Annotated in this window: 23 protein-coding genes and 3 tRNA genes; 14 read left to right on the top strand and 12 right to left on the bottom strand. The window is 56.4% G+C overall.

Translation table 11 applies throughout. The features are described 5' to 3' along the window. Window positions 1–56 precede the first annotated feature (56 nt). From rsmC to AC007G_RS16905, 4 genes are all read left to right on the top strand, one after another. The gene (gene rsmC, locus AC007G_RS16890; protein WP_032697940.1) at window positions 57–1,085 is read left to right on the top strand and encodes a 16S rRNA (guanine(1207)-N(2))-methyltransferase RsmC; all 1,029 of its coding nucleotides are present in this window, start codon (window positions 57–59) and stop codon (window positions 1,083–1,085) included. A gap of 169 nt (window positions 1,086–1,254) precedes the next feature. Continuing rightward, window positions 1,255–1,341 (top strand) — tRNA-Leu (locus tag AC007G_RS16895). Between the two features lie 28 nt (window positions 1,342–1,369). Beyond that, window positions 1,370–1,456, top strand: a tRNA-Leu gene (locus tag AC007G_RS16900). A gap of 31 nt (window positions 1,457–1,487) precedes the next feature. Beyond that, window positions 1,488–1,574 (top strand) — tRNA-Leu (locus AC007G_RS16905). Between the two features lie 21 nt (window positions 1,575–1,595). On the opposite strand, the gene AC007G_RS16910 is transcribed toward AC007G_RS16905, so the two are convergent. After that, window positions 1,596–1,835: a DUF1435 domain-containing protein gene (locus AC007G_RS16910; protein ID WP_032689583.1), complete on the bottom strand. Its 240-nt coding sequence runs from the start codon at window positions 1,833–1,835 to the stop codon at window positions 1,596–1,598. Window positions 1,836–2,098: 263 nt separating this feature from the next. Here AC007G_RS16910 and AC007G_RS16915 point away from each other — a divergent pair, with 263 nt between their 5' ends. Further along, window positions 2,099–3,145: a GGDEF domain-containing protein gene (locus AC007G_RS16915; protein WP_032689584.1), complete on the top strand. Its 1,047-nt coding sequence runs from the start codon at window positions 2,099–2,101 to the stop codon at window positions 3,143–3,145. Between the two features lie 117 nt (window positions 3,146–3,262). After that, a complete protein-coding gene (gene fhuF / locus AC007G_RS16920) occupies window positions 3,263–4,057 on the top strand; it encodes a siderophore-iron reductase FhuF (protein WP_032689585.1) in 795 nt (264 codons plus the stop codon). Window positions 4,058–4,100: 43 nt separating this feature from the next. On the opposite strand, the gene AC007G_RS16925 is transcribed toward fhuF, so the two are convergent. After that, window positions 4,101–5,444: a PTS sugar transporter subunit IIC gene (locus AC007G_RS16925; RefSeq protein WP_032689586.1), complete on the bottom strand. Its 1,344-nt coding sequence runs from the start codon at window positions 5,442–5,444 to the stop codon at window positions 4,101–4,103. A gap of 339 nt (window positions 5,445–5,783) precedes the next feature. On the opposite strand from AC007G_RS16925, the gene AC007G_RS16930 reads away from it, so the two are divergent. After that, window positions 5,784–6,242 (top strand): YbaK/EbsC family protein, encoded by a 459-nt coding sequence (locus AC007G_RS16930; RefSeq protein WP_032689587.1) that lies wholly within the window; start codon window positions 5,784–5,786, stop codon window positions 6,240–6,242. 16 nt (window positions 6,243–6,258) lie between these two features. Here AC007G_RS16930 and bglJ read toward each other — a convergent pair whose 3' ends face one another. The 4 genes from bglJ to pobA form a co-directional block, all read right to left on the bottom strand. Continuing rightward, on the bottom strand, window positions 6,259–6,936 hold the full coding sequence (gene bglJ / locus AC007G_RS16935) for a DNA-binding transcriptional activator BglJ (RefSeq protein WP_032689588.1): 678 nt from the start codon (window positions 6,934–6,936) through the stop codon (window positions 6,259–6,261). Continuing rightward, a complete protein-coding gene (locus AC007G_RS16940; RefSeq protein WP_064385483.1) occupies window positions 6,885–7,637 on the bottom strand; it encodes a helix-turn-helix domain-containing protein in 753 nt (250 codons plus the stop codon). The genes bglJ and AC007G_RS16940 overlap by 52 nt, the downstream gene beginning before the upstream one ends. Window positions 7,638–7,898: 261 nt before the next feature. Next, window positions 7,899–8,768 (bottom strand): helix-turn-helix domain-containing protein, encoded by an 870-nt coding sequence (locus tag AC007G_RS16945; protein ID WP_032689590.1) that lies wholly within the window; start codon window positions 8,766–8,768, stop codon window positions 7,899–7,901. 22 nt (window positions 8,769–8,790) lie between these two features. After that, entirely contained in the window at window positions 8,791–9,975 is a 1,185-nt protein-coding gene (pobA, locus tag AC007G_RS16950) for a 4-hydroxybenzoate 3-monooxygenase (RefSeq protein WP_032689591.1), read from the bottom strand. A gap of 286 nt (window positions 9,976–10,261) precedes the next feature. On the opposite strand from pobA, the gene AC007G_RS16955 reads away from it, so the two are divergent. The 6 genes from AC007G_RS16955 (at window position 10,262) to opgB (ending at window position 16,091) form a co-directional block, all read left to right on the top strand. Beyond that, a complete protein-coding gene (locus AC007G_RS16955; RefSeq protein WP_032689592.1) occupies window positions 10,262–11,038 on the top strand; it encodes a threonine/serine exporter family protein in 777 nt (258 codons plus the stop codon). Then, window positions 11,029–11,502, top strand: a complete 474-nt coding sequence (locus AC007G_RS16960; protein WP_032689593.1) for a threonine/serine exporter — start codon at window positions 11,029–11,031, stop codon at window positions 11,500–11,502. Before AC007G_RS16955 ends, AC007G_RS16960 begins: the two co-directional genes overlap by 10 nt. Before the next feature lie 201 nt (window positions 11,503–11,703). Further along, entirely contained in the window at window positions 11,704–12,243 is a 540-nt protein-coding gene (gene dnaT / locus AC007G_RS16965; RefSeq protein WP_032697935.1) for a primosomal protein DnaT, read from the top strand. Between the two features lie 2 nt (window positions 12,244–12,245). Continuing rightward, entirely contained in the window at window positions 12,246–12,983 is a 738-nt protein-coding gene (gene dnaC / locus AC007G_RS16970; RefSeq protein WP_015585195.1) for a replicative helicase loader DnaC, read from the top strand. Between the two features lie 65 nt (window positions 12,984–13,048). Further along, window positions 13,049–13,543, top strand: coding sequence for a YjjA family protein (locus AC007G_RS16975; protein WP_032689595.1), 495 nt, complete (start codon window positions 13,049–13,051; stop codon window positions 13,541–13,543). A 256-nt stretch (window positions 13,544–13,799) separates the two neighbouring features. Beyond that, a complete protein-coding gene (opgB, locus tag AC007G_RS16980) occupies window positions 13,800–16,091 on the top strand; it encodes a phosphatidylglycerol--membrane-oligosaccharide glycerophosphotransferase (protein ID WP_032689596.1) in 2,292 nt (763 codons plus the stop codon). Window positions 16,092–16,150: 59 nt separating this feature from the next. On the opposite strand, the gene AC007G_RS16985 is transcribed toward opgB, so the two are convergent. Beyond that, window positions 16,151–16,969, bottom strand: coding sequence for a GNAT family N-acetyltransferase (locus tag AC007G_RS16985; RefSeq protein WP_142630976.1), 819 nt, complete (start codon window positions 16,967–16,969; stop codon window positions 16,151–16,153). A gap of 32 nt (window positions 16,970–17,001) precedes the next feature. Between AC007G_RS16985 and AC007G_RS16990 the strand changes: the two genes are divergently transcribed. After that, window positions 17,002–17,535, top strand: coding sequence for a GNAT family N-acetyltransferase (locus AC007G_RS16990; protein ID WP_032689598.1), 534 nt, complete (start codon window positions 17,002–17,004; stop codon window positions 17,533–17,535). Window positions 17,536–17,815: 280 nt separating this feature from the next. On the opposite strand, the gene AC007G_RS16995 is transcribed toward AC007G_RS16990, so the two are convergent. The 5 genes from AC007G_RS16995 to AC007G_RS17015 all read right to left on the bottom strand — a co-directional run bounded on the left by AC007G_RS16995 (window position 17,816) and on the right by AC007G_RS17015 (window position 23,974). Continuing rightward, on the bottom strand, window positions 17,816–18,826 hold the full coding sequence (locus AC007G_RS16995; protein ID WP_032698211.1) for an Ldh family oxidoreductase: 1,011 nt from the start codon (window positions 18,824–18,826) through the stop codon (window positions 17,816–17,818). An 11-nt stretch (window positions 18,827–18,837) separates the two neighbouring features. Further along, a complete protein-coding gene (locus AC007G_RS17000; protein WP_046853121.1) occupies window positions 18,838–20,439 on the bottom strand; it encodes an APC family permease in 1,602 nt (533 codons plus the stop codon). Between the two features lie 15 nt (window positions 20,440–20,454). Then, a complete protein-coding gene (locus tag AC007G_RS17005) occupies window positions 20,455–22,059 on the bottom strand; it encodes an aldehyde dehydrogenase (NADP(+)) (RefSeq protein WP_142630975.1) in 1,605 nt (534 codons plus the stop codon). A gap of 14 nt (window positions 22,060–22,073) precedes the next feature. Further along, entirely contained in the window at window positions 22,074–22,994 is a 921-nt protein-coding gene (locus AC007G_RS17010; RefSeq protein ID WP_032689600.1) for a dihydrodipicolinate synthase family protein, read from the bottom strand. Between the two features lie 152 nt (window positions 22,995–23,146). Further along, a complete protein-coding gene (locus tag AC007G_RS17015; protein WP_032689601.1) occupies window positions 23,147–23,974 on the bottom strand; it encodes an AraC family transcriptional regulator in 828 nt (275 codons plus the stop codon). Between the last annotated feature and the right edge of the window lie 151 nt (window positions 23,975–24,125).

Consider the following 24,125-nt stretch of genomic DNA (forward strand, 5'->3'; position numbering starts at 1 on the left):
GGCAGCATTCTGGATAACGTGTATAATCGGCGCCAGTCTTAATGAAGGAGTGTTTCATGTCTGCTTTTACCCCGGCAAGTGAAGTCTTGCTGCGCCACAGTGATGATTTCGAACCCGCACGCGTTCTGTTTGCCGGTGACCTGCAGGATGACCTGCCCGCACGTCTGGACACCGCGGCCAGCCGCGCCCACACCCAACAGTTTCACCACTGGCAAGCCCTGAACGGCCAGATGGGCGAAAACGTACGTTTTAGTCTGGTAGCCGAAGCCAGCGACGTTGCCGATTGCGATACGCTGATTTACTACTGGCCAAAGAACAAACCGGAAGCGCAGTTTCAATTGATGAACCTGCTGTCGCTGCTGCCGGTCGGGATTGACGTTTTCGTCGTCGGTGAAAACCGCAGCGGCGTTCGCAGCGCCGAACAGATGCTGGCCGAATATGTCCCCCTGACGAAAGTGGACAGCGCACGTCGCTGCGGGCTGTATCACGGGCGTCTGGAAAAACAGCCGACGTTCGATCCGCAGCAGTACTGGGGCGAATACGCGCTGGAAAATCTGACCATTAAAACGCTGCCAGGCGTATTCAGCCGTGACGGACTGGACATTGGCAGCCAGCTGCTGCTCTCAACGCTGACGCCGCACACCAAAGGTAAAGTGCTCGATGTTGGCTGCGGCGCAGGCGTGCTGGCGACCGTACTGGCCAGCCACTCGCCGAAGGTCCGCCTGACGCTCTGCGACGTCAGCGCGCCAGCGGTCGAAGCGAGCCGCGCAACGCTCGCCGCCAACGGCATTGAAGGTGACGTGTTCGCCAGCAATGTGTTCTCCGAAGTGAACGGTCGCTTCGACATGATTATCTCCAACCCACCGTTCCATGATGGCCTGCAGACCAGCCAGGAAGCTGCGCAAACGCTGATTCGCGGCGCGGTCCGTCATCTGAACAGCGGCGGGGAGCTGCGTATTGTCGCCAACGCCTTCCTGCCGTATCCGGATGTGCTGGATGAAGTCTTCGGCTTCCATGAAGTGATTGCCCAAACCGGTCGCTTTAAGGTTTACCGTACCGTCATGACCCGTCAGGCGAAAAAATAATTTTTTGTCTTCTCCGGCGGCAGGGCAACCCCGCCGCCGGTTCTCCCTCCGCAAATTCGACCATTTTTGCAACAATCAATCCAGGCCACACAATTAACTATTGACGAATAGCTGAAAACCACTAGAATGCGCCTCCGTGGTAACGATACTTTCATAGTGTCGATGGTATGCGAAGGTGGCGGAATTGGTAGACGCGCTAGCTTCAGGTGTTAGTGTCCTTACGGACGTGGGGGTTCAAGTCCCCCCCCTCGCACCATAAACCACGCAGATATCGCTCGCACTGTGCGAAGGTGGCGGAATTGGTAGACGCGCTAGCTTCAGGTGTTAGTGTTCTTACGGACGTGGGGGTTCAAGTCCCCCCCCTCGCACCAACGAGGCGATATCAAAAATTAAGAATACTGTGCGAAGGTGGCGGAATTGGTAGACGCGCTAGCTTCAGGTGTTAGTGTCCTTACGGACGTGGGGGTTCAAGTCCCCCCCCTCGCACCAATATTCTTACCCTTCTCTGTATTACCCCATCAGTTTCAAATTCAACGCCATCAGCATGATTCCACTGATTAACGCCACGCATGACGGTAACAGTACGAAATGCCGTAAGCGCCGGTGCCAGATCATCAATGCCGTCATCAATAGCCCGACCGTAACCAGCCCACGCCAGGCATCTACCGACAGACCAGCCCCTCCCAGTGCAGCAACCAGTATCCCAGGCAACAGCACTGCCCATCCACTGCCCAAAGCTCGCTGCAACATGTTCTCACCTTTCCAATCGATAATGATAACCAATATCATATGATAGCCTTTATCATTTTTCATGTTTTGCCTGTCAGGATATTTCGTTCTTTACGTTCGGCCTGATGACATAGATCGGTGAAGGTGATAAATTAAACGCGCCGTACTAATGTATTAAAATATTTGATTATTTCGCAAAAACCGCACTGTGTGCAGTGCTTTTTATCGTTCATTTTTGGCAGCCATCATTTTGAAATTTAATGACTAATAACGACACGCCCAATATGACTGCACAATCCTGGCAAAAACATTATGACAAAAAATATCAATATTCCTTACGGCTCTTTTTGCTGCTGACTTTTATTTCTGCGGTTTTCTCGCTAGTCAGTCCGCTGTATACCCCTGTCAGCTTTACCCTTCCCTGCGTCCTGATCGTTATTCTCAGCGCCGCCCTGGCGCTATGGCACTGGAAGTTTTCACAGCGCAAAATAAATATTCCTTTTATTTCTCTGATATTTGGTGTGCTGTGGGCCTCGCATATAACGGAAAAAGCATTGTTACTGCCAGCGCCTCATTTTAACTTTCTGGTCATTGCGTTATTAAGCATATTGTTTATTGGCGCTATTGCATTCCCCAATAATATCACTGCCTTTACCCTGCACTCTTTACCCACATTTATCGCCTGTCTGTTCCTTGCCGAAGGTGAACAGTGGTTACGTATGTTGTATTGTCTCACGCTCCCCATTGCCGGCATTACGTTGCAAAACATCATTCAAAAACGCAGCGATGCCTTTACCCAGGGGCTGATGGATAAATTACTGCAGGAACGCAACACCCTGAACGATCTGAGTATGCTGGACCCTCTCACCGGCTTATATAACCGGCGCGGCCTGCAGAACCGCCTGGATACCCTTCTGGCGGTGAGTGACAGTGACCATCATGTACTGCTGCTGGATATTGACCACTTTAAAGCCTACAACGACCACTATGGCCATATGATGGGCGATCAGGCATTGATTCAGGTCTCCGCCGCGATTCGCAATGCCGTACGATCGCGTGATATTGTCGCGCGCTTTGGTGGTGAAGAGTTTATGGTGCTGTTAACAAACAGCACCACGGAAGCGGCTTCGCTGGCCGCAGAGCGTATCCGCCAGCAGGTCTACGATTTGAAAATTCCCCATATGTTTAATGAAAGCGTCGCCACCAATGTCACCATCAGTATTGGCATGACGCCTCTCATGGATTCCGATATCGATGGCGCCCTGAAAAGAGCCGATACGGCGCTCTACGAAGCCAAAGGCCAAGGCCGCAACATTATTCTCGCCAGCTGATCCCGCCCCGCCGCCGCGTGGTACAGCGCACGCGGCGCAGACAAATATCTTGCCATCGCCCGGACAACTAACTAGTATCACTAATCATTCTCATTTAGATTCATATCTGGCGATTTGATGGTTTACCGTTCTGCTTCATTCCGCAATGACATCGACATCATCTGGCAGGCTCCGTTGCTGCCGGCCGAAGATGCGTTGGCGAATGCGATTCGGGAAAAAATCACCACCCTTCGTCCTCATCTGCTGGATTTTCTTCGCCTGGATGAAGAGGCCCCGCCATGCGCATTGACGCTCGCTGAATGGTCTGCGCCCACGGTACTCAGCTCCCTGCTGGCCACCTGGTCCGATCATATCTATCGCAACCAGCCGACGATGCCGCGTGAACAAAAGCCGCTGCTCTCACTTTGGGCGCAATGGTACATCGGCCTGCTGGTGCCTCCGCTGATGCTGGCGCTGCTCAGTGAAGAGACCGCTATCAGCGTCGCGCCGGAGCGTTTTCGCGTTGAATTTCACGAAACGGGCCGCGCGGCCTGCTTCTGGATCGATGTCAAGGCAGACTCCTCCGCCAGAAGCCATTCGCCGCAAACGCGTATGGAAACGCTGGTGACCAACGCCCTGCTGCCGGTGGTACAGGCGCTGGAAGCAACCGGAGATATCAATGGCAAGCTTATCTGGAGCAATACCGGCTATCTGATCAACTGGTATCTGGGGGAAATGAAAGCGCTGCTGGGTGACGAGCAGGTTACAGCCCTGCGTCAACACTGCTTCTTTGAAAAGCAGTTTGCCGATGGCCAGGACAATCCGCTGTGGCGAACGGTGATTTTACGCGAAGGATTGCTGGTGCGCCGCACCTGCTGTCAACGTAATCGTCTGCCAGACGTTCATCAGTGCGGGGACTGCACGCTGAAATAATGCCATTCACGGCGGGCGGCATGCGGACCGCCCGCCGGTTATCTTATGCTGTCTGTTGGCTCTCTTCTTCCATGCGCTGAGCTTCTTCAGCCTCCTGCGCCAGCAGCTGTTTCTCATATACCTTAAAGAACGGGAAGTAGATAATCGCCGAGACGCAGGCCAGAATAACCACCAGTATTGCCGCCCGGAAATCCCAGCCCAATGCCCACGCGCCGCCAATTGGCGCCGGAGCCGTCCACGGTACAACTGAAATCACTCGCCCAATCAGATCCAGCTTCATCGCCGCCCAGGCCAATATGGCGTTAACCATCGGCGCCAGCAGGAACGGAATAAAGAAGACCGGGTTCATGACGATAGGGGTGCCGAAAATAACCGGCTCATTAATATTAAACAGGCTTGGCACGACGCTCAGTCGACCGATTGAACGCAAATGCGCCGACCGGCTGCGCAGGTAGCAGAAGACCAGCCCCATTGTGGCGCCAGACCCCCCGATAACAATAAAGAAAGTCCAGAACGCCTCCATAAAGATATGCGGCAGCGGCGCGCCCTGAGCCAGCGCCTGCTGGTTCATCCCGAGGTTAGTCAGCCAGAACATTTGCAGCATGCCAGAGACAATCGCCGCGCCGTGGATCCCGGCGAACCACAGCAAATGGCCGATCAGCACCGCCAGTAAAATCGCCGGCAGCGAGTCCGCTGCGGATACCAGGGGTTTAAAGATGGCCATGATGGCCTGCGGAATAAGCATGTCAAAATGGTGCTGAATAAACAGGCTGAGCGGATAGAGCGTCAGCACCACCACCAGTACCGGAATGAGCAGATCAAAGGAGTTTTTGATCATCGGCGGCACCTGATCCGGCAGGCGAATACCGATATTGTGCGCCTTCAGGAAACGCATCATTTCAACGCAGTACACGGCCACCAGAATCGCCGTAAAAATCCCCGTGCCGCCGAGGCTGTCGACCGGCAGGGTGCCGTTCGTTTTTGGCGCTGCCACCAGCAGAAAAGCCATAATGGACAACATGCTGCACATAAAGGGATCGAGCTGATTGGTCTTCTCATAGTGCTTGCCGAGGTTATAAGAGATCGCGGCACAAATGTAGATAGACATAATGCCCATCGTCATATCGAACGGCGTCAGAATCCGCCCTTCAAACTCTTTCGCCAAATCCAGCCAGGCGCGCGCAAACCCCCAGGTCGTATCTGGCGAAAACGGCGGGTAGGCAAAGACCAGCAGGAATGACCCGACAATCATAAACGGCATTGCCGAGATAAAACCGTCACGGATAGCCATCACGTGGCGCTGCGACGAGATTCGCCCGGCGACAGGGCTTATATAATTTTCTACAAAGCGAAATATCAGATTAAACGCAGCATGGTTAGCAGACATAGCAGCCCTCCTGACAGGCTTTAGATACTGGCCCAACAACGATTATTCTGCCGTTGTGATGAAAGTTGTTCTGTGAACGGACAACCACGCCGGCCATTCCATTCTCTATACTGTTCAAGTCAGCACGATTCATACACGGCTCTTTGTTATATGTGATACAGGGAAGTTACCCATCCAGTATTCATCTGAGCGAGCAGAACAGCAACCGGTTACAGTAACCGGTTACGGTGATTGTGAAGAAGATCCAGAAATTGGAATAATTCCTGATTCTCAATCAACAATATTTACACTCCACCGGGCTTGTGACAGATTAAATCGGTCATTAATCAGGAGATCCCAATGAGCCTGCAGTCCGTGCGGCAGTTTTTTGCCGAACATGCCCCCGATATCGACATCATCGAACTGAATCAAAGTACGGCCACCGTTGCCCAGGCAGCCGCCGCGCATCATGTCGAACCAGGGCAAATCGCCAAGACCCTTTCATTAAAAGTGAAAGAACAGGTCATCCTTGTCGTCGCCAGCGGCAACGCCCGGCTGGATAATAAAAAACTGAAGGACGCATTTGGCGCGAAAGCGCGCATGCTCAGCAGTGACGAGGTGGTGATATTGACCGGGCATCCGGTGGGCGGCGTGTGCCCTTTCGGGCTGGAAAATCCGCTGGCGATCTACTGCGATATTTCGCTAAAACAGTACCCGGAAGTCTTACCGGCCGCAGGCGCTATCCATAGCGCAGTACGCATTTCACCGGACAGAATGGCGCAGTTGACCGAAGCCACCTGGATTGATGTTTGCCAGTAGAATCCCTGAAGCACAGCTACGCTATCCCTGCCTCCGCAGCATCTCCGCCGCACGGCGGCGGGAGATGGATCAGAATATCGGCTGCGCTCAGCAGACCGAGAGCTGAGCTGATGCCCAGCCTGGCCATCGCATTGTATTTGTGGGCATGAATGGTTTTGATATTCCGGTCCAGCTGAACCGCTATCTCTGACAATGAATGGCCGCAGGCGATATAGCGAAGGATTGTTTGCTCGATTGAACTGAGGCGATGACCGTATAGCGCCTTGCGGCTGGCTGGTTCGTTAAGAGGGGCGAGTTGCTGCTCAAGTAGCTGAAATAGCTGCTCCTGCAACGTTTCACGACCGCAGGATTTATTTAACACGCCGTGCAGGTGAAATGGCACCAGTTGAGTAATTAAGTCACGCTCTTCTCCGCTATTCGCCAGAATAATTCGCAGAATATTCGGATGGGTATAAGCAGCCTCCTGAAAAAAAAGTAAACTATCCAGTCGCAGCTGACGATGACCGGAAAGTGAAAAAATAATCGCAGTGACATGCCTGATATTCATCATTTGCGTCAATGACTGAACATCTTTGAAAAAATGAACGCCACTATTTTCGTTATAACGATCGTTTAAGATAAAACGAAGCGCCGTCTCGGTCATCACGCACTGTTCGATGACAGCAATGCGTTGCGCTTCGTTACGCTTCTCCATTCCTGCGACTCTCCATATTCTGAGGATATATTTAACTCTTTCATCCCTTGTTCGCTATTAATCCAGGCATACATCTGCGCATTGCCATTCAAGGATAAACGGCGCATGGCGCTATTCTTTTGCGCGCTAATCGTTTTATTACTTTTTTTCAATAAGAAGGCTATTTGATTAATTTCCCAGCCCTTTGCCAGCAGCCGTAAAACCTTGCGTTCAGATAAAGTCAAAGTGCTTACCATCTCCGGGCTCATCGACACCGTATCGGTTTGCGTATTGAGAAAAGTCGCTTTAGTACTGGAGGCAGACGACTCCTCCGGGCGCCTCGCTCCTCCCGTGCATATCGCTGCACCTAAACGTGCCACCGGCGCCGTGTCGGAAACTAATGTACTGTTATCGCGAGCTAAAAATATCTGAGCCTCGCGATCGCTGGCGCGTCCGATAATATAAACCCAATGAATATCTTTATACTGAGTCATTAAAAAACAATAATATTCACAAACTTCCTGAGGCTGGCTGAGAACGCCGGACAGGTCGACAATGACCAGCCGGGTTCGACCCAGTTCGGTTAGCGTGAGTTCCTCCGGCGAACGGCAGCGGCTGAATATATAGTCGGGGAGACATTCACTGGTGATTGTTTTTAAACCGGACTGCATAACCGGAAGTTTGCTGATGATGATGCCGTACTGATCATGTCCTGGTAACATAAATCCTCCGTTTTCTGTAGAAGATTCACGTCTGGCATAAAACAGATGGCCCCCTGGCAACCATAATATTATTTTGCCAGGTGAATCTGTGTCACCCCTGGCGAACGTTTCGGCCCTACGCTCTGTACCAAATGTTAGTGTGGGGAATTGCATTGCTGGCCTTCGCAATAAACGACATTAGCATACATAAAGAGCAACAATAAATTAGAAAAAATGAAAGCAGACTTTAGAAAGAATTACGCAAACCTATCACATCAGAGTTTATTTAATTTCATTCCTGAATGTTTTTGGCGACACGCCACTATAGCGACGAAAAAAACGGGAAAAATAAGTTGCATCTGAAAACCCTAAGTAATCAGAAAGTTGAGTCACAGTCATCGTGGTATATTGCAAATTACGCCGCGCCTCCAGCATCAGTCTTTGGTGCAAAACACCCAGAGCACTGCAGCCATGAAATTCACGGCACAAATAATTGAGGTGCGTCGCCGACAGCCCAACCTGGCGGGCATATTCTGCCAGCGGCAGATGTTCCCGGTAATGGCTTTCAATAAGGCGAGAGAAATGACGCATGACGCTGCGCTTTCGTTCCGCTTTCCCTTCGGCGACCGACGTCGGGAGGCACTGCCGGTTCAGCCAAACCAGCAGCGCGCCTAAGAGCGAGTGCAGCATCATTTCCCGGGCATCCAGCTCTTCGCAATACTCTTCCCGTAGTGCTGTAAACAGCGCACGGATATGCCCGCGAGAGTGCTTTACGGGCACGCACTGCGGCTGAGCGAGAACATCAAGCTGGCGGCCAAACTGGCGTTCAAAATGGCTGAGCAGCGGCAGCGCCAGCGACAGAACATAACCCTGAGTGCCGGGTGAAAAACGAAACCCATGAATGCACAACGCCGGTACCACCTGAATACAGGATTCGGTCATCACGGTAGTTGTCCCTTCAATTTCGATCTCCGCCCTGCCTTTATGTAAATAGAGCAACTGCACCATCTCCGCATGCTGATGCATGCGGATATGCCACTCATACAGGCTGCTGCGCTGCACAATCGACTCGCAGTGCAGGAGATCGGGCGTAGGCCAGTCGCGCTCTTCGCCATATAATTTAAAAACGGGAACGGTATTGGTGTCCTGCATGACAACTCCAGCTGTTGATTACCTACGCCACTCGCTCCATGGGCAAACCCACATAGTTTTCTGCTATGGTGGTCAACCCGGCGCGCGATCCGAGGTAATAGCGACGGTCTGCCGCCTGCATTTTTTTATCGAACTCGCTTTGCTGCGGAAAATCATGCAGCAGGCGAGTCATGAACCAGCTGAACCGCTCCCCTTTCCACACCCGATCAAGAGCAAAACGAGAATAGCTCGCCAGCAGATCGGTGCGGCCGCGGTGATAATACTCCCGCAGAATGCGCCACAAATAGTTCACATCGGAAGCGGCCAGATTCAGCCCTTTTGCTCCGGTCGGCGGCACGATATGCGCCGCATCGCCCACCAGGAACAGCCGCCCGTACTGCATCGGCTCCACCACGTAGCTGCGCAGCGGCGCAATACTTTTCTCAAGTGAGTGACCAGTCACTAACTTGCCAGACAGCTCATCCGGCAGGCGGCGCTTCAGCTCGTCCCAGAAACGTTGGTCCGACCATGCGTCAACCTTGTCGCTCAGCGGCACCTGCAAATAGTAGCGGCTTCTTGTTAGTGAGCGCTGACTACATAAAACAAATCCCCGTTCATGGTGAGCATAAATCAGCTCCGGGTTAACCGGCGGCGTGTCTGACAACAGACCCAGCCAGCCAAACGGCCAGACGCTTTCATACTCTTTAAGAATCTCACGCGGGATGCTTTGTCGCGAGACACCGTGAAAACCATCGCAACCGGCGATAAAATCACACTCCAGGCGGCAGATTTCCCCGCCGCTGACGAAGGAGACTGACGGCCGATCGCTCTTCGCATCCTGAATCATCACCTCGCTGACGCCATAAATGATCGGTGCGCCGCAGTCAGCCCGAGCCGCCATTAAATCCCGGGTCACTTCGGTCTGGCCGTATACCATCACGCTTTTTCCACCGGTCAGCTCCGTCAGCGCAACCGGTACCCGCTGCCCCTCAAATAAAAACTCAACCCCATGATGCACCAGCCCCTCTGCATCCATGCGCTGCGATACTCCGGCCTCTCGCAGTAGACCGACGGTGCCGCTTTCCAGAATCCCCGCCCGAATACGCCCCAGCACATAGTCCGGCGTTTGCCGCTCGAGAATAACGGTTTCGATCCCGGCACGATGCAACAGTTGCCCCAGCAGCAGCCCGGAGGGGCCAGCCCCGATAATCGCGACCTGTGTTTTCATAGGATTGCCTCACTCTCAGCAGTTAATTATTTGTTTGTTTTTTGTTTAATAAAAGTTCCCTCCTGCATTTTTGATAACCCGGGCGAGAAAAAGAAGGCAAAAATCCGTGCAAAAAATGCACTTTTCAACAGTTTTAAAGAAGTGTGGCGGAGTTCAAATTCTATTTCGGCCGCCTGCGGAGACTTTTTGCACATTGTTTGATCCGCTCCCCCTCAGAGAAAGCGCGAGTTCAGGTTAAAGTATCAACAGACATGACGGCATCGGATGTGACGGACAGCGGGTACTTATGCAAGCAGATCGGGCAGTTCAGCGCACAATTACGCGACTATGTATTCAGTGTGGACTTTTCTTGTTACAGCATGGCGCAGAGAGCGCGCTGGTTGAGGAGCTCTCGACTCGTCTGGGGCGGGCGCTCGGCATGGACAGCGTTGAAAGCGCCATCTCCTCGAATGCAATTGTGCTCACGACGATTAAAGACGGCGAGTGCCTGACCTCTACGCGTAAAAACGTCGATCGCGGCATCAATATGCACGTAGTGACGGAAGTGCAGCATATTGTGATTATGGCCGAGCATAAGCTGCTGGATTATAAAGATGTGGAGAAGCGCTTTACGCAGATTAAGCCGCTGCGCTATCCGCGCTGGCTGGTGGTTCTGATGGTGGGACTCTCCTGCGCCTGTTTCTGCAAGCTCAACAACGGCGGCTGGGACGGTGCGCTGGTCACCTTCTGCGCCAGCACTATCGCCATGTATATTCGTCAGCTCCTGACCCATCGCTCGATGCATCCGCAGATAAACTTCTGTATCACCGCCTTTGTCGCCACCACCATCTCCGGGTTGATGCTGCGCCTTCCCGCCTTTACCAACACGTCAACGGTGGCGATGGCCGCCAGCGTGCTGCTGCTGGTGCCCGGCTTCCCTCTGATTAACGCCGTTGCGGATATGTTTAAAGGGCATATCAATACCGGCCTGGCGCGCTGGGCGCTGGCCAGCCTGCTGACGCTGGCCACCTGTATTGGCGTGGTGATGGCAATGACCATGTGGGGGCTACGCGGATGGGCATAATTTCGTATCTGTTCACGCTGCTTCAGGATATGGCGCTGTCGGCCATTCCGGCCGCCGGGTTTGCTATGGTGTTTAACGTACCGCAGCGCGCGCTGCGCTGGTGTGCGCTGCTGGGAGCAATCGGCCACGGTTCGCGCATGGTGATGATGACCGCAGGGTTCAATATTGAGTGGGCAACGTTCCTCGCCGCTCTGCTGGTTGGCAGCATCGGCATTCAATGGTCCCGCTGGTACCTGGCGCATCCCAAAATTTTCACCGTCGCGGCCGTGATCCCGATGTTCCCCGGAATTTCCGCCTATACGGCAATGATCTCGGCGGTGAAAATCAGCCATTTTGGCTACTCGGAAGAGATGATGATCATGTTGCTGAGTAATTTCCTCAAGGCCTCCTCCATCGTTGGCGCCCTCTCTATCGGTCTTTCCATTCCGGGTCTCTGGCTGTACCGTAAGCGCCCACGGGTATAGCAGGGATTTGGCCCGACGCTGTGCTACTATAGCCAATGGATTTCAGTTTGCTTTACTGCGACAGCAGAGGCGATCCCGACCCGCTGCCTGAAGCCAGCGGGTCGGATTAACGCCCGTAGTCAGCAATAAAGCGCCTGAAAGACGACAGGTATCCGGGGGCGATGACCCCTCTCTATTGTTGTTCAGAATTGAGATAGTGTTATGTCTTCGCGAATATTAACCACCGATTTTAGCGGCCTGGATGATTTTATTCAGGACCACGCGGCCGTTCTCGCAAAATCGGCCAGCGGCGCGGTTGCCGTGTTTGCCAACAATGCCCCGGCGTTCTACGCGCTCACGCCGGAACGCCTGGCGCAACTGTTGGAACTGGAAGCAAAACTGGCTCGCCCCGGCAGCGATGTTGCGCTCGATACGCAGTTTTTCGACGAACCCAGCGCAGCGCCAACCGCTATCCCCGTGGGGAAATTCGCCATGTATGCCGACTGGCAGCCGGACGCGGATTTCCAGCGCATGGCCGCGCTCTGGGGCATCGCCCTCAGCCAACCGGTGACGCCGGAAGAGCTGGCGGCGTTTGTCGCCTACTGGCAGGCGGAAGGCAAAGTCTTTCATCATGTGCAATGGCAGCAAAAGCTGGCGCGCAGCGTACAGATCGGCCGGGCCAGCAACGGCGGCCAGCCGCGGCGCGATGTGAATACGGTCAGCGAACCGGATAGCCATATTCCACGAGGTTTCAGAGGATGAGCATGAAAAACGTTGGCGACCTGATGAAGCGTCTGCAAAAAATGATGCCAGCCCATGTCGAACCGGCGTTTAAAACCGGCGAAGAGCTGCTGGCCTGGCAAAAAGAGCAGGGCAAACTGCGTTCTGAAGCGCTGGAGCGCGAAAACCGCGCCATGAAAATGCAGCGGACGTTTAACCGCTCCGGCATCCGTCCGCTGCACCAGAACTGTTCGTTTGAAAACTACCGGGTCGAGTGCGAAGGCCAGATGAACGCGCTGTCCAGGGCACGCCAGTACGTTGAAGAGTTTGATGGCAACATCGCCAGTTTCATCTTTTCCGGCAAACCCGGCACCGGCAAAAACCATCTGGCTGCCGCCATTTGCAACGAGTTGCTGCTACGCGGGAAATCGGTATTGATCATCACCGTCGCTGATATTATGTCGGCGATGAAAGAGACGTTTGGCAATCGGGAAACCAGCGAAGAACAGCTCCTTAACGATCTGAGCAAGGTCGATCTGCTGGTGATCGATGAGATCGGGATGCAGACGGAGTCGCGCTACGAAAAAGTGATCATCAACCAGATCGTCGATCGCCGATCCTCCTCAAAGCGCCCGACCGGGATGCTGACCAACAGCAACATGGACGAGATGAACAAGCTGCTCGGCGAGCGCGTCATGGATCGTATGCGTCTTGGCAACAGCCTGTGGGTCATCTTCAACTGGGACAGCTATCGTCATCGGGTCACCGGCAAAGAGTATTGAGATATTTCCGAACCCTGCCGGGGTTATACTGCAGAAATGCTTAAGTAACCATGATGAGTACACTGATGAAATCTGCAAAACTCTTATTCCGCACGACCTTGATTGCCGGCGTATTTTTTACCGCCGGCGCCCACGCGGCTTCCTGGCAGGACTCCCTCTCCAGCGCCGCCAGCCAGCTTAGCAGCCAGAGCGGCTCTCAGGAAAGCGGCGCCCTGTCGATGTCCTCGCTGACCAGCCTGCTGAACGGCGGCAATCAGTCCCTGACCGCCAGCAGCATGAACAATGCCGCCGGGATTATGTCCTACTGTGCCAAACAAAAACTGGCCTCGGTCACCAACACGGAAAACGTCAAAAATCAGGTTCTGGATAAACTCGGCCTCAGCACGCCGGAAAAACAGAAAGAGGACACCAGCTATCTGGAAGGGTTGCAGGGGCTTCTGAGCAATAATAGCGGTCAGCAGCTGAACCTCAACACGCTCGGCAGCAGCCCGCTGGCGGAGAAAGTAAAAACCAAAGCCTGCGATCTGGTCTTAAAACAGGGCGTTAACTTCCTCTCCTGATTTTTTTCACTGATGCCGCGTTTACTGCCTTAGCGCTGTTAACGCGGCCGCAGCCATGATTTTCGTCATTCTTCAGCACACAATCCCGTGGTTGAGGGATGTGACCCCGATCAAAAATGACCATTTCTAAACCAATTCTGAACTACTGCACAGTTTCATGACTCTACAATTGCAGCCATATGGCACTGCAATTACAGTGTAGCGTGGAAAATAGTCTATCCTGCCAGCGGTCAACTGGCGCTAATGAGGATGAATTGTGTCAGAGTTGTTATCCATCGCCTTGTTCCTCACCTCGGTGGTGATTTATGCCTTAAAAGCCGGTCGTAACACCTGGTGGTTTGCCGCCACGTTAACGGTGCTGGGGCTGTTTGTGGTTCTTAATATTACCCTCTATGCCAGCGACTACTTCACCGGGGACGGTATTAACGACGCGGTCCTCTATACGTTGACCAACAGCCTGACCGGGGCCGGCGTCAGTAAATATATTCTTCCCGGCGTCGGGCTGGTGGCGGCGCTGGTGACCGTATTCAGCGCGCTGGGATGGGTGTTGCGTCGTCGCCGCCACCATCCTCATCACTTCGGCTACAGCCTGCTGGCACTGGTGCTGGCGCTGGCCTCCGTGGATGCCAGCCCGGCGTTTCGTCAAATCAGCGAACTGGTCAAATCGCAGTCCCGCGACGGCGATCCCGATTTTATCGCCTATTACAAAGAGCCGGCGAAGAGCATTCCGAACCCGAAGCTGAACCTGGTCTATATCTACGGGGAAAGCCTCGAACGCACCTATTTTGATAACGACGCCTTTCCCGACCTGACGCCCGAACTCGGCAAACTAAAAAACGAAGGACTCGATTTCAGCAACACCACCCAGCTTCCGGGTACCGATTACACCATCGCCGGCATGGTGGCTTCCCAGTGCGGTATTCCGCTGTTTGCGCCGTTTGAAGGCAACGCCTCCGCCTCGGTCTCCAGCTTCTTCCCGCAGAATATCTGCCTCGGCGACATTCTGAAAAACTCCGGCTATGAAAACTATTTCGTGCAGGGCGCCAACCTGCGTTTCGCCGGCAAAGATGTGTTCCTGAAATCCCACGGTTTTGACTACCTGTACGGCGCTGAAGAGCTGAAAAGCACGGTTGCCGACCCCGCTTACCGCAATGACTGGGGCTTCTACGATGACACCGTTCTGGATGAAACCTGGAAAAAATTCGAAGAGCTTTCTCAATCCGGTAAACGCTTCTCGCTCTTTGCGCTGACGGTCGACACCCACCATCCGGACGGCTTTATCTCCCGCACCTGCCAGCGTAAAAGCTATGATATCGGCGGGAAAAAGAACCTCTCCTTTAGCGCGGTCACCTGTAGTCAGGAGCATATCGCGGCGTTGATTGAGAAAATCAAAGCCTCCCCGTATTTCAAAAATACGGTCATCGTGGTCTCTTCCGATCATCTGGCGATGAAAAACACCGCCTGGGACTATCTCAACAAGCAGGATCGCAGCAACCTGTTCTTTGTTCTGCGCGGCGACCAGCCGCAGCAGGAGACGCTGGCCGTGAAGCGCAATACCATGGACAACGGCGCCACGGTGCTGGACATCCTTGGCGGCGATAACTTTATCGGTCTGGGCCGCAGCAGCCTGTCCGGGCAATCGCTGTCCGGTATTTTCATGAATATGAAAGAGAAAGTGCTGGCATGGAAACCGGATATCATCCGCCTGTGGAACTTCCCGAAAGAGATGAAAGACTTCACCATCGACAGCCAAAAGAACACCATCTCATTCTCCGGCAGCCATTTCCGCCTCCCCCTGCTGCTGCGGGTATCCGATAAACGCGTTGAGCCGCTGCCGGAGAGCGAATATTCCGCCCCGCTGCGCTTCCAGCTGGCCGATTTTGCCCCACGGGATAACTTCGTGTGGATCGATCGCTGCTACAAAATGGGCCAGCTGTGGTCCTCTGAACTGGCACTCTCCACCGACTGGTGCGTTTCCCAGGGCCAGCTCGGCGGCGAACAGAAGGTGCAGCATGTTGATAAGCCCCGGTGGCAGGGAAAAACGGCGTTTAAAGATACCGTTATCGATATGGAGCGCTACAAAGGCAACGTCGATACCCTGAAGATCGTCGATAACGATATTCGTTACAAAGCCGACAGCTTTGTCTTTAACGTTGCCGGAGCGCCGGAAGAGGTCAGGCAGTTCAGCGGGATTTCCCGTCCGGAATCGTGGGGCCGCTGGTCCAACGCCCAGCTCGGCAGCGAAGTGAAGATTGAATATAAAGAACCGCTACCGGAAAAATTCGATCTGGTGATTACCGCCAAAGCCTACGGGCCGAACGCCAATAAACCGATCCCGGTCCGCGTGGGCAACAGTGAACAGATCCTCACCCTGGCCAACGAGGTCTCCACCACCACGCTACATTTCGACAACCCGTCACGCAGCGATACGCTGATTATCGTCCCGCCGGATCCGCAGTCCACCAACGAAGGGAATATCCTTGGCCACGCGCCGCGTCAGCTGGGAATCGGCATGGTGGATCTTAAAGTGGTAAAAAGCGACGGTTAACTCTGCCGCCCCGGCTCATGACCTGAACCGGGGCGCATTCGCTAGCATTCGGCAGGCGGTTACCCGCTGAACTCCGCGCACATCTCATACTGCTTTAGCGCCAGGGTCGCATACCCCGCCGCGCTAAACAGCGGCGTAAATGATTCGGGAATGATCACCGAAGTACTCAGGCCGGGGAACTGCCGGGCCAGCGCCCTCAGCATCTCATGCGCCAGTCCGCGGCCGCGAACGGAGGGCTCAACCCACAAAAACTGTAGCTGCGGCGTGGAGGTTAAGGTTGCCAGCACCGCAAAAGCCTGCTGATTCAGAGTGAGCGTCCGGCATGGCAGCGTAGCGAAGGTAAACGGGTCCATCAGCCACGGCAGACGACCATTGATCTCCGCTCCGGCTCTGCGCAGCAGAGGGAGCACATCGCCCTCTTCCAGCACCGCTGCCGCGGCATCCTCTGCCCGGGTACTGACAAATCCGCATAGCCCATGATGTACAACAAAGCCTAACGACTGGTACAGCGCCACCGCCGCATAGTTTTCGCGGATCACCTCCAGCCACATCCGCCGCACGCCCTGCTCGCGTAGCGAGGTCATGAGCGGTGTCATCAGCCGACGGCCCATGCCTTTTCCACGCCAGGCCGGACGCACCGCAAAGGCCGCCAGCCTCGCCTCATCGCCGCGCCGGGCCACGATGGCGATTGCCGCCGGCGTCTCGCCATCCAGCCAGACGCAGGAATCAAGCAGGCTCAGCCCCTCAGAGCTGAAGCGCTGAACGAACACCGCCAGCGGCAGCGAAACCGGCACCAGGTAATCTTCAAAACAGTCGCTGAGGATCGTCGTGAGTTGCGCAACGCTGAACTGGGTAGCGGAAACGGCGGTAAGCTCCATACATTTCTCCCGGAGGCTGCTATGCTGAGGTGATGAAAACTAACACTATAACTGCCGCCGCGACGTTACGCCTGACTCAAGAGCGCGACATACCTCTCCTGCCCGCGATTGAGCGCTCGGCGGCCCAGTCTTTTCGCCAGATCCCGGCGCTAGCCTGGCTGGCGGAAAGCGAAGTAATAAGCCCCGAGCGCCACCGGCTGTTCCTTGAAACTGACCATAGCCTGCTGGCCGTGGCCGATGAACAACCGATAGGCTTCCTGCTGAGCGAACCGCTGGATGATGCGCTGTTTATCGTCGAGATCGCCGTTCATCAGGCGTGGCAGGGACGAGGCATTGGCCGCATGATGCTGGAGCAGGTCATTAAGACCGCCCGGCAGGCGGCGTATCCGGCGGTCACGCTCACCACCTTCCGCGACGTGCCGTGGAACGCGCCGTTTTACACGCGTCTGGGATTTTCAATGCTGAGCGAGCTAAGGCTGCCGGCGGGACTGGCGGCGAAAAGGGAGCTGGAAACGGAACACGGTCTGCCGCCGGAAACGCGCTGCGCCATGCGCCTGACGCTGTAAGCCGTTTCCGGTCAGGGCTGCGATATGCAAATCGGCGGCATGGTGGTGTTTGGCACCGCCATCCGTGTCTGAGCTTCGACAAGGTGACCCCCTGCGGCCGGTCGATGACGAGCCCCCCGTCCGAGGAGCTGGACACCTTGTTCTGATGACGTTCCCGGATAGCGGCTGACGCCTTATCTGGCTGCCAGAAAACCCATTCTCCCGTCGCCAGGCATCGCGCCACCGGGGAAACCACCGCCCTCCCGTTGCCCGGGCCCCGACAAATCCGCAGGCGGCTCAACTACTCGCTCAACGCGGAAATCTCATCAAATAACGAACGGCTAATGGTGACGCCCTGCCGTTCACTCTCCTGACGGCAGAGATAGCGCCGTTCGCCCGGGAGTCTCGCCCCTTGCGCCTGCATGCTGTTAAACAGCGTCTCCGCGCGAGCCAGATGCGCATCAGCCTCCGCGCCGAGGAACCGCTGCGGATCCAGCGCCAGAATCAGCTCTCCGCCATAGGGTAGCCCGCCCGCGCCACCGTCCCACGCCAGCGATTCCGCACTGGTCATATCGCCAATCAGCGGCCCGGCAAGCAGCTCGACCATCGCCGCCAGCGCTGAGCCTTTGTAGCCGCCAAAGGTCAGCATCGCCCCGGCCAGCACCTCTCCGGCGTCCGTGGTCGGCTGACCCTGGCTATCAATCCCCCATCCTTCCGGCAACGCTTTCCCGGCACGTTGATGCAACTGAATCTCGCCGCGCGCCGCCACGCTGGTGGCCATATCAAAAATAAACGGCGGCTTATCTCCCCGCGGCCAGCCAAAGGCGACGGGATTGGTGCCAAACAGCGGCAGGCTGCCGCCCGCAGGCGCCACCCATGCATGGCCCGGCGTACAGGCCAGTCCGACCAGGCCGGCATCCGTTAACGGTTCAATATCGGCAAACAGCGCCGAAAAATGCACGCAGCGGTTGATGGCCAGCGCGGCGATACCGCTGCGGCGAGCCTTCTCCACCAGCAGCGGCAACGCCCGCTCAAACGCCAGCAGCGAAAACGCGCCGCCGGCATCGACGCGAACAATCCCCGGCGCCCGGTCGTCAATCTGCGGCCCGGCATCCGGGGAGACCTTACCTTTACGCAGGGTGTCAACGATTCCCAACAGCCGCCACAGGCCGTGGGAAGCGCAGCCATCGCGCTCCCCACCGGTGACGTTGCGCGCTACCGCCGCCGCGTGATCCTCGTTGAATCCATTAGCGCTCAGCGCCCGCATCGCCAGCGCATAAGCTTCGGGTAACGACAGGGTTACCGTTTCCATGACCTTCTCCTCTACTCTTCTTCGTCTCCGCTAAAATTAGCCTGGGGGAGACAGCTGCGCGCGCCCCAGTAATAAATTGCCAGCGACATCACCGCGACCAGCACCGTATCCCAGGGGTGAGGTATCTCATTAGTACCACCAAAACTGCCCAGCCAGGAAAAAAGCATGATCAGCGCATAGAAGACGATCAGCCACAGCGAGGATTTCACCTGTTGCGCCAGGCTGACGGTATGTACCGGCACTTTACCTTTGCACAGGATGTAGACCACAAACATGACGATTTGCAGCCCCAGCAGCCAGGAGAGCGTGGTCCAGCCGGACCAGTACACGATCAGCGCGGAGATCATGAACGACACCGGCCCAATAATCGCGAACGCCCGCACGCGGAAGGGACGCGGCAGATCCGGCGCGTTACGGCGCAGCCCTGCGGCGGTCACCGGCGCGATCGCATAGCTCAACACCAGCGCGGCAGAGACCACGCTGATCAGCTGCTCCCAGGAGGGGAACGGCAGCGTCCAGAAGATGGACAGACCGAAGGTCAACCACAGCGCCGGACGCGGAATGCCGGACTCTTTATCAATGTGGGTAAAGGCTTTAAAGAAGGTTCCGGCTTTCGCCCAGCCGTAGATAACGCGCGGCGTCGCGTTCATGTAAATATTGCCGGTACCGCTCGGGGAGATGATCGCATCGCTAATCACCATAAAGGCCAGCCAGCCCATACCGAGGGTGATAGCGATATCGCGATACGGCAGCGAGAACTGTTTACTCACTTCCGCCCAGCCGCCGCTTAACATTTCCGTCGGAATACTGCCGAGAAACGCTAGCTGCAGCAGCACGTAGATAATGGTCGACAGCACCACCGACAGAATCAGCGCCACCGGAATCGTACGCTGCGGATGCTGAACCTCGCTGGCGACGGAAATAATCGGCGTCAGGCCCAGATAGGCAAAGATAATCCCGCCGGCGCTGATCGCCGCTTCTACTCCGGACATACCGAACGGCGCAATCCCCTGAGTATGCAGGTTTTCCGGCTTAAAGAAGGTGAACAGGGTAATCACCACCAGCAGCGGCACCAGGAACTTGAGCACGCTGATAAAGTTATTCGAGCGGGCAAAGGTTTTGACGCTGTAGTAGTTAAGAGCAAAGAAAAAGCACAGCAGCAGGAACTGCACCACCCAGCCCAACAGGGTCGGCGAGCTGGATCCCGGCTGGGTCAGCGCCGGGAACCAGGCGGCGGCATACTGACGGGCGGCGACAATTTCGATAGAAATGAGGCTTGAGAAGGCAATCAGCGTAATAAAACCCAGCAGATACCCCATCAGCTCACCGTGCGAAAAGACCGGATAACGAATAATCCCGCCGGCGCGCGGCAGCGCCGCCCCCAGTTCGCAGTAAACGATACCCAGCAGCAAAACCGCAAAGCCGCCGATCACCCACGAGGCGATCCCGGCGGGCCCGGCAATCGACGCGACGTGGCTGGCGGCAAAGAGCCAGCCGGAACCGAAAATCGCCCCCAGGCCAATAAACGTCAGATCGGTTAAGGTCAGCTGCTTTTTAAACTTACCCGACTCAGCAACGCGGGTTTGACTGTTATGCGTAGTGTGAATAGTCATCGTGATGCCCTTCCGTCAACATGAGGGGGAAATCGCTTCCCGGGTCCACTGGCCGTTCACCAGGCGCAGCAGGTTCAAAGGGTTAGCATCCTGCAAGGCCGGCGGCAGCAACGCGGCAGGGGCGTTCTGCAGGCAAACCGGCCGCAGAAAACGTTCGATCGCCCGGGTCCCTACCGATGTGCCGCGCGCGTCGGTGGTGGCCGGCCAGGGGCCGCCGTGCACCATCGCATCGCACACTTCCACGCCGGTGGGATAACCGTTAAACAGCACCCGCCCGGCTTTATCGCTGAGCAGCGGCAGCAGACGCGTCGCCAGGGGACGATCGTCCGCATCGGCATGCAGCGTCGCCGTCAACTGCCCCTGCAGCGTACTCACCAGCGCCATCATCTGCGCCTCGTCCGCCACTTCCACCAGCACCGACAGCGGGCCAAACACCTCGGTTTGCAGCACGCTATCCGGTGCCATGAACGCCTCCGCCGTCGCCAGGTACAACAACGCCTGCGCCCGCCGGCCGCCGGCCGCTTCACCGCTGGCCAGCCGCTGCACGCCCGGACAGGCGTCGAGCGTCTCGACACCGGCGCGATAGTGGTGCAGGGTCGGCGCGTTGAGCAGAACCTGAGCGGGCGCGGCCTGAACCTGTTCACATAACGCGGCTTTAAAGCGCGCCAGCCCTTCGCCCTTGAGCGCCAGAATCAGGCCCGGGCGGGTACAAAATTGCCCGCCGCCAAGGGTAAACGACGCCACCAGATCTTTGGCCAGCGACGCCGCACGCGCGGCGAGCGCCTGGGGCAGAATAATCAGCGGATTAATCGCCGACATTTCCGCAAACAGCGGGATTGGCTGCGGGCGCTGCTGCGCCAGCTGGAGTAGAGCTTTTCCTCCCGTCAGCGAGCCGGTGAATCCCACCGCCTGAATCGCCGGATGACGCACCAGTTCGGCACCGATATCGGTACCAAAAATCATGTTGAACACCCCGCCGGGCAAGGCGCATTTCTCCACCGCCCGCACGATGGCCAGCGCCGTCTGCTCTGCGGTTGCCATATGCCCGGGATGAGCCTTAACCACCACCGGGCAACCGGCCGCCAGCGCCGAGGCGGTATCGCCGCCGGCGGTAGAGAAGGCCAGCGGAAAGTTGCTGGCGCCGAATACCGCAACCGGGCCAAGCGCCACCTGGTACTGGCGCAGATCCGCTCGCGGTAAGGGTTGACGCGTCGGCAGCGCCGTATCAATGCGCGCCCCCAGAACATCGCCGCGCCGCAGCAGACCGGCAAACATTCGCAGCTGACCGCTGGTGCGCGCCCGTTCGCCCTGTAAACGCGCCAGCGGCAGTGCGGTCTCAGCATGGGCAATGGCAAAAAAGGTCTCGCCCAGCCGGTCCAGTTCATCGGCAATGGTCTCCAGAAAGCGCGCGCGCGTCTCTGGCGAGGTTTCGCAATAGGCGGCAAAAGCCTGCGCCGCCGCCTGCGCCGCCAGTGCGGCCTCCTCCCGGGAGGCCGGATAAAAACGGTGGCCGGTGGCATCGCCATCCTCAGCCTTCAGGCTGAGGAGCGTGGCTTCGCCGCTGGCGACGCGACGCCCGGCGATAAACTGCCGACCCGCCGTCATTTCTGTTTCGCTCATCGTCGCTCCCCGCCTCACAGGCCCACGTCCGGCAGCACAGGACGCGTCGCCAGCGCCTGTTCCACGATGTTCACCACCTGCTGACGGGTCTCCCCTTCCAGCGCCAGGCGCGGCGGACGGGTGACGGCGCTGCCGCGTCCCAGCAACTCTTCGCACAGCTTGATGCACTGCACCAGATCCGGGCGCGCATCCAGGTGCAGCAGCGGCATAAACCAGCGATACAGCGCCATGGCTTCGTCATAACGTTTCTGTGCGGCAAGACGGAACAGGGTTTCGCCCTCACGCGGGAAAGCGTTCGACATTCCGGAAATCCACCCTTCCGCTCCCACGGCGATGCTCTCCACCACCACGTCATCCAGCCCGGCGAACAGCACGAAGCGGTCGCCGACGGTGTTACGCAGATCGACGAAACGACGGGTGTCCCCGGATGAGTCTTTGAAGCAGACGATATTGTCGCAATCGGTCAGGGTGGCGAGGATATCTGGCGTGACGTCGTTCTTGTAAATCGGCGGGTTGTTATAAACCATAATCGGCAGGTCGGTGGCGGTGGCCACGCTGCGGAAGTGAGCGGCGGTTTCGTGCGGCTTCGAGGAGTAGACCAGCGCCGGCATCACCATAATCCCGTCGACGCCAACGCGCTCGGCCTCTTTCGCCATCTTCTGCGCGAACGCGGTAGTGAACTCGGCGACCCCGGCAATCACCGGAATTTTGCCGCCCGCCGCATCCTTTGCCACTTCAATAATCTGCAGTTTTTCCTCGGTTGTCAGCGAGGTATTTTCCCCGACGCTGCCGCACACCACCAGCCCGGAGACACCGTCTCTGACCAGGTTTTTCATCACCGCATGGGTGGCGTCTAAATCGAGGGAGTAATCATGACGAAACTGCGTGCTGACTGCCGGGAATACGCCGCTCCAGTGAATCGCTTTTTTGCTCATGCTCGGTTCCTTGTCGTCATTTTGTTAAGTCAAAGTGAATGAATGGTGAATTTTCACTGACAGATTGACGTTTCATGGACCCGGCGGCTTGTCGGTTTTCTTCCAATACGATGACGAAATTAGCACAGTCGCACAAAAGTGTGAGCCGGCGATTATCCCGCCAGCGTCAGGCGAAAATCACGCGGCGTAGAGCCGGTCATCGCTTTAAACTGACGGCTGAAGGCGCTGTGATCGGTATAGCCGCACTGTAGCGCAATATCGGTAATCGGCGTCTCTCCCGCCAGCAGCTCGGTGGCTTTTTCGAGGCGGACCTTATGGATCATTTGCCGCGGCGTGAGGTGAAAGATCCGTTTGCAATAGCGTTCGATCTGCGCCACGGACATGCCGCTCAACCCGGTCAGCTCTTCCATGGTGATCGGTCGATGGTAGTGGCGACGAATATGATCGTCGACGATCGCCAGCCGCTGCCACGCCGGGTGTCGGGCATGCGCCTCCTGAAGATCGTGCGAGATCCCCGCCATGCCGATCACCTGACCGTGAACATCGCGCAGCGCCAGCTTTTGCGTCAGACACCAGCCGCGCTCACGTCCGTTATAGAGGTGCATTTCGAGCTGGTCGCGCAGGGTCACCCCCTCTCTCAACACCCGCAAATCCTGTTCGGTATAGCCCTGCCCCAACGCCGATGGAAAGACGTCGGCCGAGGTTTTGCCTAACAGCGAGGAGACGCTTTTAAAGCCGCAGCGACGGGCCAGCGTCAGGTTCGCCAGCAGGTAGCGCGCCTGGGCATCTTTGATAAAAAAGACCACATTGGGAATCGCGTTCAGCAGCGGCGCGATAAGCGCCAGCGCATTGAGCAACGACGGCATGTTTTCCGGACGCTGGCGCGCCAGACCTTCGCAAATCTGGCTCAGCTCATCCACGGCCAGATCCGTATCCTCAACCGGAGCGTGCTCCGAAGCAGCAGCAGTAACGCAGAACATAAGGCTTCCTCATGGCGGGTGACGGGAGGATATTTATTCACCTTCTGGTAACACATCAAGCAGCAATACCGCGTTTTGCGATCCTGACTCCGGTTTATATTTTCCCCTGAGTACGCCGCTGGCGCGATCGCGACTTTCGGTTTACCACAGC

This window comes from Klebsiella sp. CSG-1 (assembly GCF_056521145.1).

What these genes read in the sequence shown, in the direction of transcription:
- fhuF (WP_032689585.1), top strand. Translation starts at nt 3,263, where the DNA reads ATGGTTTACCGTTCTGCTTCATTCCGCAATGACATCGACATCATCTGG.
- AC007G_RS16995 (WP_032698211.1), bottom strand. Translation starts at nt 18,826, where the DNA reads ATGGAAACGGTAACCCTGTCGTTACCCGAAGCTTATGCGCTGGCGATG.
- dnaC (WP_015585195.1), top strand. Translation starts at nt 12,246, where the DNA reads ATGAAAAACGTTGGCGACCTGATGAAGCGTCTGCAAAAAATGATGCCA.
- AC007G_RS16945 (WP_032689590.1), bottom strand. Translation starts at nt 8,768, where the DNA reads ATGCAGGACACCAATACCGTTCCCGTTTTTAAATTATATGGCGAAGAG.
- AC007G_RS16955 (WP_032689592.1), top strand. Translation starts at nt 10,262, where the DNA reads ATGCAAGCAGATCGGGCAGTTCAGCGCACAATTACGCGACTATGTATT.
- AC007G_RS17000 (WP_046853121.1), bottom strand. Translation starts at nt 20,439, where the DNA reads ATGACTATTCACACTACGCATAACAGTCAAACCCGCGTTGCTGAGTCG.
- rsmC (WP_032697940.1), top strand. Translation starts at nt 57, where the DNA reads ATGTCTGCTTTTACCCCGGCAAGTGAAGTCTTGCTGCGCCACAGTGAT.
- pobA (WP_032689591.1), bottom strand. Translation starts at nt 9,975, where the DNA reads ATGAAAACACAGGTCGCGATTATCGGGGCTGGCCCCTCCGGGCTGCTG.
- AC007G_RS16930 (WP_032689587.1), top strand. Translation starts at nt 5,784, where the DNA reads ATGAGCCTGCAGTCCGTGCGGCAGTTTTTTGCCGAACATGCCCCCGAT.
- AC007G_RS17015 (WP_032689601.1), bottom strand. Translation starts at nt 23,974, where the DNA reads ATGTTCTGCGTTACTGCTGCTGCTTCGGAGCACGCTCCGGTTGAGGAT.
- AC007G_RS16975 (WP_032689595.1), top strand. Translation starts at nt 13,049, where the DNA reads ATGAAATCTGCAAAACTCTTATTCCGCACGACCTTGATTGCCGGCGTA.
- AC007G_RS17005 (WP_142630975.1), bottom strand. Translation starts at nt 22,059, where the DNA reads ATGAGCGAAACAGAAATGACGGCGGGTCGGCAGTTTATCGCCGGGCGT.
- AC007G_RS16985 (WP_142630976.1), bottom strand. Translation starts at nt 16,969, where the DNA reads ATGGAGCTTACCGCCGTTTCCGCTACCCAGTTCAGCGTTGCGCAACTC.
- AC007G_RS16960 (WP_032689593.1), top strand. Translation starts at nt 11,029, where the DNA reads ATGGGCATAATTTCGTATCTGTTCACGCTGCTTCAGGATATGGCGCTG.
- bglJ (WP_032689588.1), bottom strand. Translation starts at nt 6,936, where the DNA reads ATGGAGAAGCGTAACGAAGCGCAACGCATTGCTGTCATCGAACAGTGC.
- AC007G_RS16910 (WP_032689583.1), bottom strand. Translation starts at nt 1,835, where the DNA reads ATGTTGCAGCGAGCTTTGGGCAGTGGATGGGCAGTGCTGTTGCCTGGG.
- dnaT (WP_032697935.1), top strand. Translation starts at nt 11,704, where the DNA reads ATGTCTTCGCGAATATTAACCACCGATTTTAGCGGCCTGGATGATTTT.
- AC007G_RS16940 (WP_064385483.1), bottom strand. Translation starts at nt 7,637, where the DNA reads ATGTTACCAGGACATGATCAGTACGGCATCATCATCAGCAAACTTCCG.
- AC007G_RS16990 (WP_032689598.1), top strand. Translation starts at nt 17,002, where the DNA reads ATGAAAACTAACACTATAACTGCCGCCGCGACGTTACGCCTGACTCAA.
- AC007G_RS16925 (WP_032689586.1), bottom strand. Translation starts at nt 5,444, where the DNA reads ATGTCTGCTAACCATGCTGCGTTTAATCTGATATTTCGCTTTGTAGAA.
- AC007G_RS16915 (WP_032689584.1), top strand. Translation starts at nt 2,099, where the DNA reads ATGACTGCACAATCCTGGCAAAAACATTATGACAAAAAATATCAATAT.
- AC007G_RS17010 (WP_032689600.1), bottom strand. Translation starts at nt 22,994, where the DNA reads ATGAGCAAAAAAGCGATTCACTGGAGCGGCGTATTCCCGGCAGTCAGC.